The organism is Pseudodesulfovibrio alkaliphilus, assembly GCF_009729555.1.
GTDB classification, from domain to species: Bacteria; Desulfobacterota; Desulfovibrionia; order Desulfovibrionales; family Desulfovibrionaceae; genus Pseudodesulfovibrio; species Pseudodesulfovibrio alkaliphilus.
Genome location: NZ_WODC01000011.1, coordinates 61,412 through 76,546 on the forward strand (window position 1 = coordinate 61,412; position 15,135 = coordinate 76,546).

Annotated in this window: 15 protein-coding genes and 1 tRNA gene; 7 read left to right on the forward strand and 9 right to left on the reverse strand. The window is 60.2% G+C overall.

Going from position 1 to position 15,135, the window contains the following annotated elements; translation table 11 throughout:
* The 4 genes from qrcB to rfbC all read right to left on the reverse strand — a co-directional run bounded on the left by qrcB (window position 1) and on the right by rfbC (window position 4,882).
* Window positions 1-1,950, reverse strand: coding sequence for a menaquinone reductase molybdopterin-binding-like subunit QrcB (gene qrcB, locus GKC30_RS13910; RefSeq protein WP_155935581.1), 1,950 nt, complete (start codon window positions 1,948-1,950; stop codon window positions 1-3).
* Between the two features lie 13 nt (window positions 1,951-1,963).
* Window positions 1,964-2,710: a cytochrome c3 family protein gene (locus GKC30_RS13915; RefSeq protein WP_155935582.1), complete on the reverse strand. Its 747-nt coding sequence runs from the start codon at window positions 2,708-2,710 to the stop codon at window positions 1,964-1,966.
* Between the two features lie 170 nt (window positions 2,711-2,880).
* Complete coding sequence (locus GKC30_RS13920; protein WP_155935583.1) at window positions 2,881-4,308, reverse strand: mannose-1-phosphate guanylyltransferase/mannose-6-phosphate isomerase; 1,428 nt, start codon at window positions 4,306-4,308, stop codon at window positions 2,881-2,883.
* Between the two features lies 1 nt (window position 4,309).
* The gene (gene rfbC / locus GKC30_RS13925) at window positions 4,310-4,882 is read right to left on the reverse strand and encodes a dTDP-4-dehydrorhamnose 3,5-epimerase (RefSeq protein ID WP_155935584.1); all 573 of its coding nucleotides are present in this window, start codon (window positions 4,880-4,882) and stop codon (window positions 4,310-4,312) included.
* 191 nt (window positions 4,883-5,073) lie between these two features.
* Here rfbC and GKC30_RS13930 point away from each other — a divergent pair, with 191 nt between their 5' ends.
* Together GKC30_RS13930 and mazG are read left to right on the forward strand one after the other, a co-directional pair.
* Window positions 5,074-5,643, forward strand: coding sequence for a CvpA family protein (locus GKC30_RS13930; protein ID WP_155935585.1), 570 nt, complete (start codon window positions 5,074-5,076; stop codon window positions 5,641-5,643).
* 48 nt (window positions 5,644-5,691) lie between these two features.
* The gene (gene mazG / locus GKC30_RS13935; protein WP_155935586.1) at window positions 5,692-6,489 is read left to right on the forward strand and encodes a nucleoside triphosphate pyrophosphohydrolase; all 798 of its coding nucleotides are present in this window, start codon (window positions 5,692-5,694) and stop codon (window positions 6,487-6,489) included.
* A gap of 254 nt (window positions 6,490-6,743) precedes the next feature.
* On the opposite strand, the gene GKC30_RS13940 is transcribed toward mazG, so the two are convergent.
* Entirely contained in the window at window positions 6,744-7,670 is a 927-nt protein-coding gene (locus GKC30_RS13940; RefSeq protein ID WP_155935587.1) for a M14 family murein peptide amidase A, read from the reverse strand.
* Window positions 7,671-8,122: 452 nt separating this feature from the next.
* On the opposite strand from GKC30_RS13940, the gene GKC30_RS13945 reads away from it, so the two are divergent.
* On the forward strand, window positions 8,123-8,410 hold the full coding sequence (locus GKC30_RS13945) for a hypothetical protein (protein ID WP_155935588.1): 288 nt from the start codon (window positions 8,123-8,125) through the stop codon (window positions 8,408-8,410).
* Between the two features lie 233 nt (window positions 8,411-8,643).
* Here the strand turns inward: GKC30_RS13945 and GKC30_RS13950 are convergent, their stop codons facing one another.
* Window positions 8,644-9,213, reverse strand: a complete 570-nt coding sequence (locus tag GKC30_RS13950; RefSeq protein ID WP_155935589.1) for a manganese efflux pump MntP — start codon at window positions 9,211-9,213, stop codon at window positions 8,644-8,646.
* 382 nt (window positions 9,214-9,595) lie between these two features.
* Window positions 9,596-10,543 (reverse strand): sulfite exporter TauE/SafE family protein, encoded by a 948-nt coding sequence (locus GKC30_RS13955; RefSeq protein ID WP_155935590.1) that lies wholly within the window; start codon window positions 10,541-10,543, stop codon window positions 9,596-9,598.
* 305 nt (window positions 10,544-10,848) lie between these two features.
* Here GKC30_RS13955 and GKC30_RS13960 point away from each other — a divergent pair, with 305 nt between their 5' ends.
* The 3 genes from GKC30_RS13960 (at window position 10,849) to GKC30_RS13970 (ending at window position 14,149) form a co-directional block, all read left to right on the forward strand.
* Window positions 10,849-12,096, forward strand: a complete 1,248-nt coding sequence (locus GKC30_RS13960; protein WP_367614152.1) for a DEAD/DEAH box helicase — start codon at window positions 10,849-10,851, stop codon at window positions 12,094-12,096.
* Window positions 12,097-12,218: 122 nt separating this feature from the next.
* Window positions 12,219-13,022 carry a hydroxyethylthiazole kinase gene (gene thiM / locus GKC30_RS13965; RefSeq protein WP_155935592.1) on the forward strand — a complete coding sequence of 268 codons (804 nt, stop codon included), beginning with the start codon at window positions 12,219-12,221 and terminating at the stop codon, window positions 13,020-13,022.
* A gap of 140 nt (window positions 13,023-13,162) precedes the next feature.
* Window positions 13,163-14,149, forward strand: a complete 987-nt coding sequence (locus GKC30_RS13970) for a hypothetical protein (protein WP_155935593.1) — start codon at window positions 13,163-13,165, stop codon at window positions 14,147-14,149.
* A 15-nt stretch (window positions 14,150-14,164) separates the two neighbouring features.
* Here the strand turns inward: GKC30_RS13970 and GKC30_RS13975 are convergent, their stop codons facing one another.
* A complete protein-coding gene (locus tag GKC30_RS13975; RefSeq protein ID WP_155935594.1) occupies window positions 14,165-14,602 on the reverse strand; it encodes a Fur family transcriptional regulator in 438 nt (145 codons plus the stop codon).
* A gap of 177 nt (window positions 14,603-14,779) precedes the next feature.
* Between GKC30_RS13975 and GKC30_RS13980 the strand changes: the two genes are divergently transcribed.
* A tRNA-Ser gene (locus GKC30_RS13980) sits at window positions 14,780-14,871 on the forward strand.
* A 2-nt stretch (window positions 14,872-14,873) separates the two neighbouring features.
* Here the strand turns inward: GKC30_RS13980 and GKC30_RS15055 are convergent.
* Window positions 14,874-15,135 (reverse strand): hypothetical protein (locus tag GKC30_RS15055; protein ID WP_231117202.1); only part of this gene is annotated, 262 nt, incomplete at its 5' end.

A 15,135-nucleotide genomic window follows, 5' to 3' on the forward strand; every position in this document is an offset into this window, starting at 1 on the left:
CTAGATTTTGGCGATGTTCACAGTGGAACCGGCCCATGTGGAGGTGCCGGTGGCAGCCTCCGAGCTCACCGTGAGAATCCTGTAGACATTATCGCCCTTGCCCTTCGAGAACTCGTCGCCCACGGTGTGGCCCATACCCAAAGGAGCGGCCACAACGCCGGGCAGGACGCCCTCGTATATCTGGACCAATGCCACGCACTCCCCGTTTCCACCGGAAAGCTTGACCTTGGAGCCGACATCCACGCCAAGCTTCTTGGCCGTGGCGGAAGCCATCATGACGACCATGTTGTCGCCGAGGAGCTGGTTGTTGCTGATGGTGCAGGGGGCATTTGGCGTGGTGGCCCGGTTGGCCGTGCCCACATTGAGCAGCGTATAGGGAGCCAGGGCCACGGCGCCGGAACCCTTGACAGGCACGGCGGCCTTGCCCAGCACGTTGGAGGCCAAGGAGACGCCGCCTACTCCCGCCGAGGCGCCCACCACATGGGCGGAACCGGACATCAAACGGCGCTTGTTGGCCCCGATGGCAGCGATCTTGGCGTCGAGCACCTCCTCGAAACTCTCAAAGCCGAGATCGACCAAGCCGAGCACGAAATCGCCAGCATTCCTGACATCAAGAGTCAGCTTGGAAACCGGGGCTCCAAGGGTGTAGGTGGCGACAGGCATGCCGTAGGGGCTGACCATATCGTCAAAACGCTCATAGGAGTGCGGCGTGGGCAGCACGAGGTCCGCAGCAGCGGTGGTCTCGGTTTCCACACTGTCGAAGGCCACGGTGAACCCGGCCTTGACCTGCTCGGGCAGCACGTAGGCCGGATTGGCCTCGTAGACCAGCAACAGATCGGCGCTGACGCCCTGGCGGATATCCTTTTGGAGCATCTCGCTACGGGACATGGCGGTATCAATGGCCTTGTCGAATTCCGGCAGCACCTTCATGGCGCCGCCAAGGAGCATGTTCAAGGCAAACGCAGCGGCGTCCCCAGCCACGGAGCCGGCCGGAACGACCACGGGATTGCGGGCGGTGAGCAGGGTCCGGGCAATGTCGGCCATGGCATCGGCGGAAACGCCGATGGTGGCCTCGACCTTGGCCGGGGTGTAATTGCTCGTGACCATGGACTTGAACTGCTCGAAATCGGCAGCGTCCACGGACCGTCCGGCCTGCATGACATAATAGCAGATGCCCAGGGTAAAGGCGGCCATGCCCTCGGTCGGAACCGGCACCCATTTGCTGGTGACGGCCGCAGTGCGGGTCTGCATAGGCCCGGCAAAGATGAACTTGCCGGAATCGTTAGCGGCGAATGCCTGCATGTTCGCTACAGTGGGTCCCCAGGACTCCAGGGCGTCGGCCCCGGCAAGCAGGACCACATCGGCGTTCTCCAGATCATAGCCAATCTGGCCTGAGCCACCCATGAGCCCTCTCCACGCCTTGTCGGCCGTCTGCATTTCGCAGGGCATGGCGTAAAAACCGTCGCTGCCCTTGCTGGTCAACAACGCCGAGAAGACCTCGTTGATGGTACCGCTCTGATCGCCGCTGATTACAGCGACCCTGCTGCCCGCCGCTGCGAGCTTTTCGGCCACGATCTTGCGGGCCTCGTCCCAGGATATTTCAGCTCCGTTGAGACGGGGAGCCTTGATCCGGGTCGGGCTGTACATGACCTGGACACCATTGGCGCACATGGGGCAAATGCCCCCTCCCGAGAGAGGATTGTCCGTGTTGCCCTCTGTTCCAAAGGCCTGCCCGGCAACGGTGCGGACCTTTACGGCACAGCCGGATTCACACATTTTGGACACGGCGGGCTGATTCTTGATTTCCCCGTATTTCAACGTGGGAATCCAAGGCCAATTCTGCGTCCAGATGGATACGTCGTCCAGGGCGGTCCAGACCGTCGGAGTAAAAAGGATACCGACGGATGCGCCCACACTCATCTGTATAAATGCTCTGCGTGCTACGCTCATCTTCAGTTCCCCTTTACTTGTGGCAGGTGTAGCAGGCGTTGGACTGGCCCATGAGAGCGTGGCACCGTTCGCACTTCCACATCTTCATGGTCATCTTGCTGTAGCCGGTCAGAATGTTCCGCTCAAAGGGCGGGAGGTCGTTGCTCGTGTGGACATCCTTGAGATGGCACAGATTGCAGTTTTGCTCCGCCGGCTCGTCGAACACCGACTTGTCAACCACCCGCGCCAGCTCGTTCTTCATCGATGCCAGCTCGGCAATGTCGAGTCCGGCATGGGCCTGATGGGAGAAGTACACGTTGTCGGGCTGGAACTGGTAATTCAGCCAGGGCACTTCCTTGCCCTGAATGAGGTACTTGACGAGGTATTCGCGCTCGGCCTGAATATCCTCCTCGGACGCGGAGAGAATGCTGTCCTCAATGACATCAAGTTTGGCCTGCATGATGGCTTCGTAGTCATTGGGATCGATCCCCGCCTCGGCGATGGCTTCCATCGCCTCCTCGGGATCAATCGAATGACAGTCCTCGCACGACTCGTTGGTGGGGAATCCGGAAAAGGACCCGTCATCCCTGAAATAGTGGCAGCTGTCACAGTCCAGGCCCTGATCCTCCACATGGATGGCATGGCTGAACCGAAGCGGCTGTTCGACCTTGGTGAAGAACAGACCGGGGATGACAGCCCACCCCAAAATACATGTGGCCAGGAAGCCGATGATGAAAGGGAGAACCCCTCCACACCGTTTCGATGATTTTCTTTCCTCCATAACCTCGCCCCATCACTCTAAAGTTTAAGTGAAAATCACACCTATTGAACAACGAACCCATACGGCACGGATTGATTTTATGTCAAGAGAATATGAAAATTTTCACGATCTACCGGACACGGAAAACACCAATCATATCCCTGTGCTTCATGGCAAAAAGCTGATGGAAATTATTTCTTCACCCGCCCATAGACATCCTCGAAACGGACAATATCGTCCTCTTCGAGATACGGGCCGCTCTGGATCTCGATGATGTCTAGGGGGACCTTGCCCGGGTTGGCCAACCTGTGCTGCGAGGCCTTGGCAATGTCAACGGACTGGTTCTCGACCATGATCCTGACCTCGCCGTCCACCTCCACTTCGGCCGTGCCGTCCACCACGACCCAGTGCTCGCTGCGATGATGGTGCATCTGCGAACTCAGGCGCGCACCGGGGTTCACCTGGATACGCTTGATCTTGTAGTGAGGCCCTTCCTCCAAAACGCAGTAGCTGCCCCAGGGGCGGACCACGGTGGGATGGCTCTCCACCAAGCGGCTACCCTCGGCCTTGAGCGCATCCACCACGCCGCGCACGGACTGCACCTGTCGCATGGGACAACTCAAGGTCGCATCACGGGTCTGGACCATAATCATGTTTTCAAGCCCCACTGCCGCAAGCTTGCCACCCTGGCTGATGAGCAGCGAGTCGCGGCAATCCATGGCCAGCACGTCGCCCATGATCACATTGCCGTTTTCGTCCTTGTCGCCCAGCCGGTACATGGCCTCCCAGCTACCCAGGTCGTCCCACTCAAAGGAGGCGCGGACAACGGTGATGTTGTCGATCTTTTCGACAACGCCATAATCAACTGAAATATTTGGTATATCACGATAGCCCTGAACAAGCGGACGCTCCGCCCTGGCCATCCACCAATCCCAAAGGCCGGGCTGGCACCGGGCCACCTGTTTCAGGAAATCCTTGGCCCGGAACAGAAACATGCCGCTGTTCCAGAGGTGATTTCCATCTCGCAGCAACCCCTGCGCCGTTGGCAAGTCGGGCTTTTCCACAAACCCCTCCACGCCGAACACGCCCTCCTCCAGCGACTCGCCAAGGGCGATGTAACCGTAGCCCGTCTCCGGCTTGGATGGCTCAACGCCAAAGGTAACGAACCGCCCCCGCGTCGCGAGGCATGCGCCCTTGAGAAGATCGGCGATCCAGGCATCGCCATTGCCAATGAGGTGATCCGAGGGAAACACGGCGGCCAGCACCTTTTCATTGTCGCCCACAACCCGGTCAAGACCGAGCATGATGGCGGGGAGGGTGTTGCGCCCCAAGGGCTCGGACAGCACCTGCCCGGCGAGCCCCTCATCTATGGTCGCCACCTGCTTGCGCACCTCGAAGAGATGCTCCTCGTTGGTCACCACCCAGATTCGGCCGGGCGCAAAGGCGGTCAGCACGCGCCGCACGGTCTGCTGGAGCAGTGTCAGTTTGCCTCCAAGCACCAGCAGTTGCTTTGGCAGCAGGTTGCGGCTCAGGGGCCACAGCCGGGTGCCGGACCCGCCAGCCAGGATGATGGCGTGGCATTCCTCGGCGAATCCTGTCCCGGTATTGGCATCGGGCATATCAGTTTTCCTCGTAAATGAAGGGGGAATCGAAGTGGGCCAGGAAGCCGAGCCTGCGGTCTTTTTCGGACAATATGGGTGTTCTTCCGTTCAGGGCGGGAGTCCAGTCAAAGGCGATGTCAGGGTCGTCCCAGGCAATGCCGCATTCATGGTCGGGACGATAGGGGGCGTCCACCTTGTATTGGAACTCGGTGTCGGGCATGATGGTCACATAGGCGTGGCCGAATCCCTTGGGGACGAACATCCGTTTGAAGTTGGCGGCGCTGAGGATGACATGCTGGCACCTGCCAAAGGAGGGAGACCCCTTGCGGAGGTCAACCACCACGTCGAGCACAGCCCCTCGGGAGACCCACACCAGCTTGGCCTGGGCAAAGGGCGGCAGCTGAAAATGAAAACCGCGCATCACGCCCGTGTCGCGTGAATAGGCATGGTTGTCCTGCACGAATTCGCAGTCTATACCAACCTTCCGGAAAACCTCCCGGCTGTAGCTCTCCAGGAAAAAACCCCGCTCGTCCTGAAAAACTCGCGGCTCCAGAATGAAAAGGCCCGGGCATTCGGTCTTGTGGACCAGCATCCACTCCTCCCTTTGCAATGTTCGTACGGTTGGTCGTATCAGTTAGCCGAGTTCCGTTGCCGACACAAGCCCGCACCGACAATAGACGGCGACCGCCGGAAAAAAAACGCTTCCCCCGGTTCACATTTCCCCGGCAGTTTGCTAGTCCCATCTGCAGAGAGGGCACCGACACAACCGTCAAGGTGGCACACATGAATTTTCTGGATTTTCTGCTCATCGGCATAGCCGCCATCTTTCTCGTTCGCGGCCTGTTCAGAGGCTTGGTTCGCGAGGTGCTCTCGCTTTCAGCGATCGTCCTCGGCATATTCCTCGCCTCGAGGTATCAGCACTTGCTCGTGCCTCATCTACAAATGTACATCAAAAACGAAATGACCGTGGACGGACTGGCCTACGTCTGCGTGTTTCTCGGCACGGTGATCCTTTTCTGGGCGCTGGCCAAGCTCCTCAGAACAGCGCTGGACATCTCCCTGCTCGGCTGGGTAGACCGGACTGCGGGCGGCGTCTTCGGCCTCATTGAGGGCATTATGGTGGGGCTGATCTTCCTGATCTTCATCCAGGCGTTCGCTCCGGAATCCTCCTGGCTCGAGGAATCGACCATCGCCCCGCGCTCGCAGCACATGGTGGGCCTCGTGATAGACCTGGTCCCCGAATCCATGCGCGAGACCCTTGAGAACAAGGGATTCGAGCTGCCCTCGGCCCGGGAAACCCTGGATGCCGCCCGGGAGGCATTGAGCCTGCCGGAAGAAGGCGAACCCCAATAACCAGGCCGGACCACCCTGTCCGCCCCACTCCGCAAGGACACACACGCCATGAGCGAACACGACACCGCCCCCTCGGCGGCACTCAGGGAGTTGCGCGAAGTCATCGACGCCCTGCTCGGCCCGGACGGCTGCCCCTGGGATCAGGCGCAGACCCCACAAAGCCTGTGCGACTATCTTGTCGAGGAAGCATTTGAGCTCATCGACGGCATCCGCCGAAACGACAGCGCCGAGGCCATGGAGGAGCTTGGGGACGTATTCTTCATCCTGCTTTTCATCGCCGCCCTGTACGAGCGCTCCGGGAGCTTCACCCTGGCCGATTCCTTGCGCCACAGCACGGCCAAGATGATCCGCCGCCATCCCCATGTCTTTGCCGACAAGACCTTTGGTTCGATCCAGGAGCTCTGGGACAACTGGGAGCGCACCAAACGCCGGGAAAACGAGGGAACCAACCGCAAGCGCGTCTTCGACTCCCTGCCCGCCGGGCTCCCTCCCCTGCTCAAGGCGTACCGGATCAATGCCAAGGCTGCACGCAACAGCTTCACATGGAAGTCCGACAAGGATGTGGAGACCCAGTTGCGAGCCGAATGGGACGAATGGATTCAGGCCATGACCAACAAGGACGCGGAAGCCGCTGAGCGCGAGTTTGGCGACTATCTCTTCACCCTGGTGGAGCTGGGCAGGCGCAAGGGAATCAAGGCCAACGCTGCCCTGGATTTCGCCAACCAGAAGTTCCTGCGCCGCTTCGCAGCCATGGAGGAGTTGGCCGAGGGGCGCGGCCTCAACTTCTCCGAGCTGGACCTGGAGGCCATGAACGCCCTCTGGGAGGAGGTCAAGACCGGGGAGTGACCACCGCTAGTTTGCCGCCCTCTTCCGGGGAGAGAACAAAGTCAGCGCAACAGGCCAAGCAGAAAGTACGCGGCGAAACCTCCGCCGAGGGCGAGATAGATGAACACTCACGGGGCGCACCGCTCCCTGAGCTTCCAGGCCGCCAGTCCGGCCAGCCCCAAGCCCGCCACGGCCGAAATCACTATGGTTACCATATCTCCCATGACCGGATGCTACTCCTTCCGCATTGGGCTGTCACGCGGAGACGGGTGACCCTACTTGGCGAAAAACGCCTCGTCCAGCAAGGGGCCGGGATTGTGGGCCTCGATCACACCCCAGGAGGGAAGCGGCGTGGAATGCACAAGCCAGCGCACAAGATCGCGCCACATGGCGGAAATCTCGGAGTGGGAAGGCAGACGCCCGGCCGATTCCAGTTCAAGGGTTATCACCGGAACACCAAAATCCGAAGCGTAATTGCCTAATGTCCCTGGGTAGTTGCCAAGCTTACGCAAGGGAAGGCTCCCCAGGCTTTTCGGGGGGGTTCCCGGACCGTCATAATCCACAAGTCCGAGAGGGGCATGCACTGAAATAATGGCATGGGGCCTGAAACGCTGGATAAGCTCCACCAGAAACTGCGTCTCGGGCTCGCTCATGGCCTGGGGCCCTGGATAGTATCGAGGGTTTCGCCTGACAGTATCGACCCAGCGCTGGTAGCCGACTTCAAGCCAGAGGGGCGAAGGGAAATTCCGGTTGATGTCCACGCCGCGATGATTGGTTCTGGTCGAGTTCTCCCTGAGCAGTCCGTCCGGGTTGAGCAGCGGCACGAAAACCCAGTGAAACAGGCCGGAATGATGGACATCAAGAATCTCCATCCACTTGAAAATAATGCTGATGGACGAGTATTCGTCGCCATGGGTGCCGCCGAGAACCAACACGCGGGACTGCGGTTCCCGATGCGCCAGGGGCGGGTATTCCTTGAGCAGCAGGGGGAATCCCTCTGAGGAAAAGGCATGGGTGCAGAGCAGGCCACTCTGACGGCAGCCCTCGAAATCGACGCTGGCCAGTTTTCCCGAGATGGCCTGGCACGCCTGGTCAAGGCTGACCGGGGCCGGTGGTTCCGCCCCCGCCCTCCCCGGCCCGGCATGCAGCCCCAAGCCCATGGCCAGGATGCACGACACCACCCAAACACTGAATATTTTCATTTGCCCGCCGTCCGTGTTCCTGTGTGTCCGCCGATTGCATCGCACAAACACTGTTTGCCGTTACCCCAACCGGACCGTGATGGCCATATTCTGCTCGCCCCGCAGGGCACAAGCGGCAACATCCGGCGCTGCACGAAGCCGCCCTGTACGCGCAATGACAGACTATGCAAGAGAGTTGTTCCGGGAAGCAAGTCCAAAATGGCATGGGAACCATAACAGAACTCCCTGCACGAGACAATACGCCCTGCTTCCCCGCCCGTCCATGACTCCGCATTTTCCTTGCTGCCCATCTAAAGATATACGGATTTCGACCGACAAGACTGATGGAGGATAATTTTGTCCGCCGCCCCTCCCAAGAAGAATCGGCGGACAAACATCCCTCCAAGGCGTGAATTTCCATTCGACACGAATGGAGAGGCGTTGTTTCCGGCCCAAAGGCGGGAGGGTAGACTATGACCATGGCAATCGGCGGTTTCGGGGGCTTCTCGCCCTTCGACCAGCAGACGTTTGGCGCTGCCGTGGTATCGAAGACCATGGATTACATGAATGACCAGGGCGGCTCGGGCTTCGCCCCGGTGGACAAAACGTCCGCCGAAGGGGCCCTTGTCAGCAAAACCCTGGACTACATGAACTCCGGCCCTTCGACCTACGACAGCACGGGCATGGCCCAAAGTTACGACTTCCAAACCAGCGTCCTCGGTGCCCACGCCAAGGGCTCCATCATCAACACCATGATCTGACGGCCAGGAAACGACGCCAACCAAGAACCCCGCCGACCCGGAAAAGGGAGGCGGGGTTCCGAGTGTCAGCGTGCCACCCTCCCGATTCTGACGTGACGGAAAATATCTTTCAGCCTCAAGCGCTCCGCGACTTGGGGCGCGATGATCTGCGCCGCCCCAGGACTGGCGGCGGCTTCCCGGCGCTGCCAAGACGATGCCCCAAGGAAGAATCCAACGACAGCCGGTGGCCGTCGTCAGAGGGGCAAGGCGCCGTGCTCCCAAAGAATGCGTACACCGATACCGATGAGCACGGTCCCTCCGAGAATCTCGGCATATTTGCCAAGACACTTGGCCCTGACTGCGGTCTTGCCGACATGGAGGCCGACCATGGTGAAAATCAGGGCAACGATGCCGATGACCGCCGAAGGCCACCAAATGGAAACTCCCAGCACCGAGAGACTAAGCCCCACGGCCAGTGCGTCGATGCTCGTCGCCACGGACAGGACGATCAGGCTCATGCCCCGTGTCGGGTCTCCCCTGGAAGCATCCTCGTCCGCAAAGGCCTCGCGGATCATCTTGTACCCGATGTAGCCAAGCAGGACGAACGCTATCCAGTGGTCGTACGCCTCGATATACTCCCGGACCGTGATCCCGAGATGCCAGCCGATGATCGGCATGAGGGCCTGAAACAACCCGAAGTGCCAGGAGAGCCGAAAGGTCTGGCGAAAGGAAACGGCCTTGAGGGCCACCCCGGTGGCAATGGCCACGGCAAAGGCATCCATGGCCAGGGCGATGGCTATGGTGACGAGCTCTGCGGTTCCCATGTCCTTATCCGTTGTCTGTAGTCAAAAATCAGTGCAACCGTCCTCGGGATGCCCGGCCCTGATGTTGCCGGTCCAATTGACTCCCCGGTTTCAAGAATCGTTAAAGGCTGAGGAGCACAGCCGTCGTGAAGCTAGCTTTCATTCTCATCCTTGGCAAGGGGTACAAATCAAGGGGGCGCCTTCGCCCTCACAAGGCGGAGCCACAGGTGGCCAGGGCTTCGCCGGGCCGGATAATGAGCCACGCAGAACATGGCAACCGACATGGCTCGCTTTCTCCAGTCGAGACGATGTTCAACAAGGAGTTGCGTCAAGCCCGCCAAGCGGCGCACAAAAAAGATCCCATCCAGCGGGTGCTATCGGTCAGGAGCCAGCCTTTTCCGCATCATTGCTGAAACAGCGCTCCGTAGCCGTATTTCAGGGCCGTGCCCAGGACAATGACGGCGAGCATCCATTTGATGATGTGGGCAGGGACGTATTTCTGGCAGCGGGCGCCCAGGTACATGCCAACCATGCCGCCCAGGCCAAAGAGGACGCCCAGCATCCAGTCCGGTCCAACGGCCACCTCCGGGTGGAACCGGGCCAGGAACTGGTAAAAGGCCACGCCAGCCACTGAGGTGACGAAGGTGCCCATGAGGGCGGCGCCGGCCACGGTGTACACAGGCAGACCGAAGACCGTGACGAAAAACGGTGCCACGATTGACCCGCCGCCGATGCCGTAGGTACCGCCCACGATGCCCACAATGAAACTCAGAACGAATATCCCCGGCGTGGACACATCGTGGCGTTCGCCGTAAAATTCGTAGCAGGTCCGTCGCAGGTTGAAGGCGATGGTCCGCACCGCGGGCAGCGGCTCGCCCGATGCGGTCTTGCCGCGATGCCCCCTGACCAGTTCCTGGAAGCGGCGCTCCGATTCGGCCTTGGCCGACCCGTTGGCCCGACCCGTCAGGTCGCGGACCATCTTGATGCCAATATACAGCAGCACCGCCCCGGCAAAGAGCTTGAAGCTGTCGGCGTCAGGCAGCCATGTGACGCGGATGACCGCGCCGATAAGCACTCCGGGCAAGGTTCCGGCAATCACGATCCAGGTCAGCGGCCAGACCATGCGCCCTTCGCGCAAATAGCGCAGCACCCCGCTTGGAATGGCCACGATGTTGAAAAGATGGTTGGTGGCGCTGACAGACGGGGCGGCATAGCCGAGGAAGGACATCTGGAACGGCAGCAACAGAAACGCGCCGGACACGCCGCCCATGGAAGTGACAAAGGAGACCGCCATGGCAACAAGCGGCGGAACCCACGGCGAGACTTCAATGCCAGCGATCGGGAAATACATGATACTCCCTCCGGTTCACCCTATTTTTCGAGTGGTACATGGTCCCTCCTGCAAATGCAACATCTGGAAAGGACGTACAATTTCTCCCAGGCAGGCCGTGTCGACTGACATTGACCCTTTACAACCCTGCCAAGATGCGTATATATAGCCCGACTCAGCGTGACTGGACGCACGAAAATCTTCCCTGCCCCATCGGGCATACGATCCACCTCGTCCCAGAGACCTGCAATGACCATCCGGCGCAGCCGGAAAACGACAGCCGTCACGCGCCGTCGTGGAATTTCTCTTTTACCCTAGGATATCTTGTGACTTTTGATCTTTTTTCTTTTGACCGGCGCATAGGTGCCGGCATCAAGTCCTGCGGCTACACCAAGCCAACGCCCATCCAGACCGTGGCCATTCCCGAAGTGCTCAAAGGACGCGATGTCATGGGCCTGGCCCAGACCGGCACCGGAAAGACAGCCGCCTTTGCCCTGCCCATTCTCCAGCGGCTGCTTGACAACAACGTCCGGGGTCAGGGGCCGGTGCGGACTCTCGTCCTTGCACCCACCCGCGAGCTGGCCCTGCAGATTCAGGAGACCTTCGATTCCCTCGGCAGTCAGAGCGGCATCCGCAGCGCCTGCGTCTTCGGCGGCGTGGGCTTCAATCCGCAAATCAACGCCGCCCGCCGGGCGACGGTGCTGGTGGCCTGCCCCGGCCGGCTTCTGGCCTTGCTGCGCCAAGGCGACATCCGGCTCGACCAGGTGGACACCCTGGTTCTGGACGAAGCGGACCGCATGCTCGACATGGGCTTCATGCCCGACCTCAAGCGAATCATGGAGCGACTGCCCGCCAAGCGGCAGAACCTGCTCTTCTCTGCCACCATGCCTGCCGACATCCGCAAGCTGGCCGACGCCATCCTGGTGGACCCGGCCCGGGTGCAGGTGGCCAACACCGAGCCGGTCAAGAGCGTGACCCAGGCATTCTACCCGGTGGCCGACCATCTCAAGGCTACCCTGCTCGAGGCCCTCATCGGCTCCCTTGATCGAGAGAGCGTACTCATCTTCACCCGCACCAAACACAAGGCCAAGAGCCTGGCAAAGCGGCTGGGGCAGCGAGGTCTGAACACCACCTTCCTCCAAGGCAACATGAGCCAGAATCAGCGCCAGCGAGCCCTCGACGGATTCCGCTGCGGCGATTTCGACATCATGGTCGCCACGGACATCGCAGCCCGTGGCATTGATTGCGACCGCATCTCCCATGTCATCAACTTCGACGCCCCTGACACGGCCGAGACCTATACCCACCGCATCGGCCGCACGGGCCGGGCGGGACGTACCGGCGAAGCCCTCAGCCTGATCACCCGCGACGACCATCTCGTGGTCCGTGACATAGAGCGGGTACTCGGCTGCCGCCTGGAGATGCGCACGGTGGACGGCTTCGACTATGACCAACCCTTCACGGCAAAACCCGGTGCGCCCCGGAATCGCCCCCGGAACGGGATCGTTCCGGCCGAGAACCAGGGACGCCGTTCCCAACGCGGCCGCAGAAGCGGACAACGCGCCTCCCGCTAGCAAACCGTCAGCAACACATTCCCGCCCCGGATGCGCCCAGCCGCATCCGGGGCGTTGTGCTTTCCCTGGGGCCGGTGTAGCCTGATCCTGTTGCCAGAAAGAGCGGCCAATTGGAGAGAGTCATGGCTGATTTCGAATTATTTCTTCATGATCTTGAAATGATACGCAGTTCTGGCCCGCTGGTGCTGAATATCACCAACGTGGTTGTCGCCAACATCACGGCCAACGCCCTGCTGGCCCTTGGCGGCTCGCCGCTTATGTCCCACGCCGAAGAGGAAGCCGCCGAGCTGACAGGCATCAGCCACGCCCTGGTGGTCAACATCGGCACCCTCAACCAGCCCGACATCCGCGCCATGCACACTGCCTGGGCCTACGCGGCCAACCGGGGCATTCCAGTGGTTTTCGACCCTGTTGGCGCGGGCGCATCCGCTCTGCGAACGGCCACATCCCTTTCCCTGCTCGATGCGCATCGGCCCGCCATCATCCGGGGCAACGGCTCCGAAGTGCTCACCCTGGCCGGGGAATCCGGGGAAGCCAAAGGCGTGGACTCCACCCGCTCTGCGGACGCAGCCCGAAACGGAGCGCTGGCCCTGGCCCGTGAACGCGGCTGCGTGGTCTGTGTCAGCGGCGAGTCGGACATGGTCACGGATGGCGTTCGCGAATGCCGGGTTTTCGGCGGGCATGTGCTCATGCCTCGCGTCACCGGGCTGGGCTGCACGGCAACAATCGTGTGCGCCGCCTTTGCCGCCGTCAACCCGGACCCCTTTGAGGCCACTATCCACGGCATGGCCTGCATGGCCATGGCCGGTTCCATAGCAGGGGCCAGGGCCGCCGGGCCGGGCACCATGCAGCTGCATTTTCTCGACGCACTCCACGGGCTCGACGCCGACAGCGCCCAGCGGCTCTTCAGGATCGAGATGATGTGAGTTCCGGCCGCGTCTTGCCATCGGGCCGCGGGAAACGTATAGGGGAAAAGTCAACCCCTGGCATTCCGAAGGTCTCGAAATTGCAAGGCTCTGGCTGGCGGCAAGGGCCGCCTTATTTTGGAATCGCATACGGCGGAACAATGCTCGATCTTCATGCACAACTGGATTACCTGCGCGACGTGCAGCGCACCTTTGGCAGCGGCTCGTCGCGCCTGGACATGCTTGAGGTCTTTTCGACCATCCTGACCTTTGTGGCTCCGGTGGTGATGGTCATGGCCTTCTGGTATTACCGCCGCACCCTGGGATTCGCCATTTTGCGCTTTTTCTCGCGCCTGCTGGCCGGGCGCAGTCAGACCATCGTGGAGAACTATCTCGTTTCCAAGGGCGTCATGCTCGACATCTACCTCTACTCGGGCGGTGTCGTCGGCAGACTCCTTTGCAATGCGCGCATTTCGGCCGTGATGGGCGGCAGGATGCAGCTTGAGCTGGTCAGCACCCGGCCCACGACCCTTAAACTCAAGAACACCCGCGTCGTCTGCTTTTGCAAACCTTTTGCCTACTCGGGCCGCAAGATCAACTCCTTCATCACCCTGATTGGCCACGCAAGGAAGCGCGGCTCTGTGATCAAGGACATGACGCTGCTCACGCCCATCCGCTACCGCTTCATCATCCGACGCAGACACGACCGAAAGAAAATAGCCATAGAAGGCGCGGTGCGCGTCAAGGCATGGGACGTACGCAAGCGAAAATCCTTCTGGCTGGTCAAGCCTGACCTGCAGACAGTGAACAACCCCGCGCACTACGGGGACAAAATGCGCTTGAGCGTGGAAAATATCTCGGCTGGAGGCATCCGCCTGCTGATCATCAACCCCAAGGGACAGCTGCCGCCCATCGCGGTGGGGAATCAACTGGTCCTGCGGGTGAGCGTATGGAACCCGCAGACAAGGAAATTTACCTATTTTTTGGTGATAGGGACGATCCGCAGCCGCTTCAAGGGGGGCGGAGGCTCCCTCGGCATGGGCATTCAATTCACGGCCGAGGGCGAACAAGGCGGCGGCGGTTTTATGTGGAAGTCCGTGCAGGGGGAGATAGCCTCCCTGGCGGAATTTCTCGAGAGAGTGCAGTAGGACGGGGTTACCGACCTACTGCTTCTTTTTACGGCACTCGTCGCACAGACCGTAGAGATACATCTTGTGCCGCAGCAGGGCAAAGCCATGTTCGGCGGCCAGCTGTTCCTGACGGTTCTCAATGACTGTGTCGAGAATCTCGATATTTTTGCCGCACCGCTCGCAGATGAGATGGTCGTGATGCTCCTCGCCGTAGCTCGGCTCGTAGCGAGTCACGCCGTCGGCGAAATCCAGAGTCTCAATGAGACCGGATTCGTTGAGCAGCTTAAGCGTCCGGTAGACCGTAGCCTGCCCGATGGATTTATCGCGCTTCTTGACTTTGGCGTAGAGCTCTTCCGGCGACAGGTGCCCGTTCTGCTTAAGCAGGGTGTCGAGGATGAGACGCCGCTGGGGCGTGGTCTTCAGATTCCTGTCAGCCAGAAAGTCGGCGAACACTTCTTGCGGAGTTTTCATACTATATCCGGTCGTTTTGTTTGAATATCATATTCATCTTCCCCATACGGGAAGCTACGCTCCATGTCAAATACCATCTCGCATGGATTCCGCTTGTTCATTCTTGACATTCCCTGGTCCGGTTCCTACAACCAGTTGCCTGTTTACGGCTCACCGCACAGGGTGCCCGGTTCACACGGAGAGGTGGCAGAGCTCGGTTTAATGCGCTGGTCTTGAAAACCAGAGGCGGGGCAACCCGTCCGGGGGTTCGAATCCCTCCCTCTCCGCCATTCTAAAAAATCGCTTCATGCCAAGAAGTGTCGTAAGCCCTCAAAATGAGGGCTTTTTTGTTGTGCTGGACACGTCTTGCAGTGTCATTCCATGTCCTGGTGTGGCTGGCATAAAGGAACAAAAAGTGGTATAATTCTGAAGTGAGATGGTTATAACCTGACACTTGGCCCTTCCAAGAGGAAGTGGTCATGCCGTCCCTGATCGGGGTATGGATGGAGTTACTAAGCTTCACCAAACCCGAAGAGGAGAACGTCATGACCACC

Excerpts from the sequence above, each read along its gene's own strand:
- GKC30_RS13915 (WP_155935582.1), bottom strand. The coding sequence starts at position 2,710 with ATGGAGGAAAGAAAATCATCGAAACGGTGTGGAGGGGTTCTCCCTTTC.
- rfbC (WP_155935584.1), bottom strand. The coding sequence starts at position 4,882 with ATGCTGGTCCACAAGACCGAATGCCCGGGCCTTTTCATTCTGGAGCCG.
- GKC30_RS13930 (WP_155935585.1), top strand. The coding sequence starts at position 5,074 with ATGAATTTTCTGGATTTTCTGCTCATCGGCATAGCCGCCATCTTTCTC.
- GKC30_RS13940 (WP_155935587.1), bottom strand. The coding sequence starts at position 7,670 with ATGAAAATATTCAGTGTTTGGGTGGTGTCGTGCATCCTGGCCATGGGC.
- qrcB (WP_155935581.1), bottom strand. The coding sequence starts at position 1,950 with ATGAGCGTAGCACGCAGAGCATTTATACAGATGAGTGTGGGCGCATCC.
- GKC30_RS13955 (WP_155935590.1), bottom strand. The coding sequence starts at position 10,543 with ATGTATTTCCCGATCGCTGGCATTGAAGTCTCGCCGTGGGTTCCGCCG.
- mazG (WP_155935586.1), top strand. The coding sequence starts at position 5,692 with ATGAGCGAACACGACACCGCCCCCTCGGCGGCACTCAGGGAGTTGCGC.
- GKC30_RS13920 (WP_155935583.1), bottom strand. The coding sequence starts at position 4,308 with ATGCCCGATGCCAATACCGGGACAGGATTCGCCGAGGAATGCCACGCC.
- thiM (WP_155935592.1), top strand. The coding sequence starts at position 12,219 with ATGGCTGATTTCGAATTATTTCTTCATGATCTTGAAATGATACGCAGT.
- GKC30_RS13970 (WP_155935593.1), top strand. The coding sequence starts at position 13,163 with ATGCTCGATCTTCATGCACAACTGGATTACCTGCGCGACGTGCAGCGC.
- GKC30_RS13975 (WP_155935594.1), bottom strand. The coding sequence starts at position 14,602 with ATGAAAACTCCGCAAGAAGTGTTCGCCGACTTTCTGGCTGACAGGAAT.
- GKC30_RS13945 (WP_155935588.1), top strand. The coding sequence starts at position 8,123 with ATGACCATGGCAATCGGCGGTTTCGGGGGCTTCTCGCCCTTCGACCAG.
- GKC30_RS13950 (WP_155935589.1), bottom strand. The coding sequence starts at position 9,213 with ATGGGAACCGCAGAGCTCGTCACCATAGCCATCGCCCTGGCCATGGAT.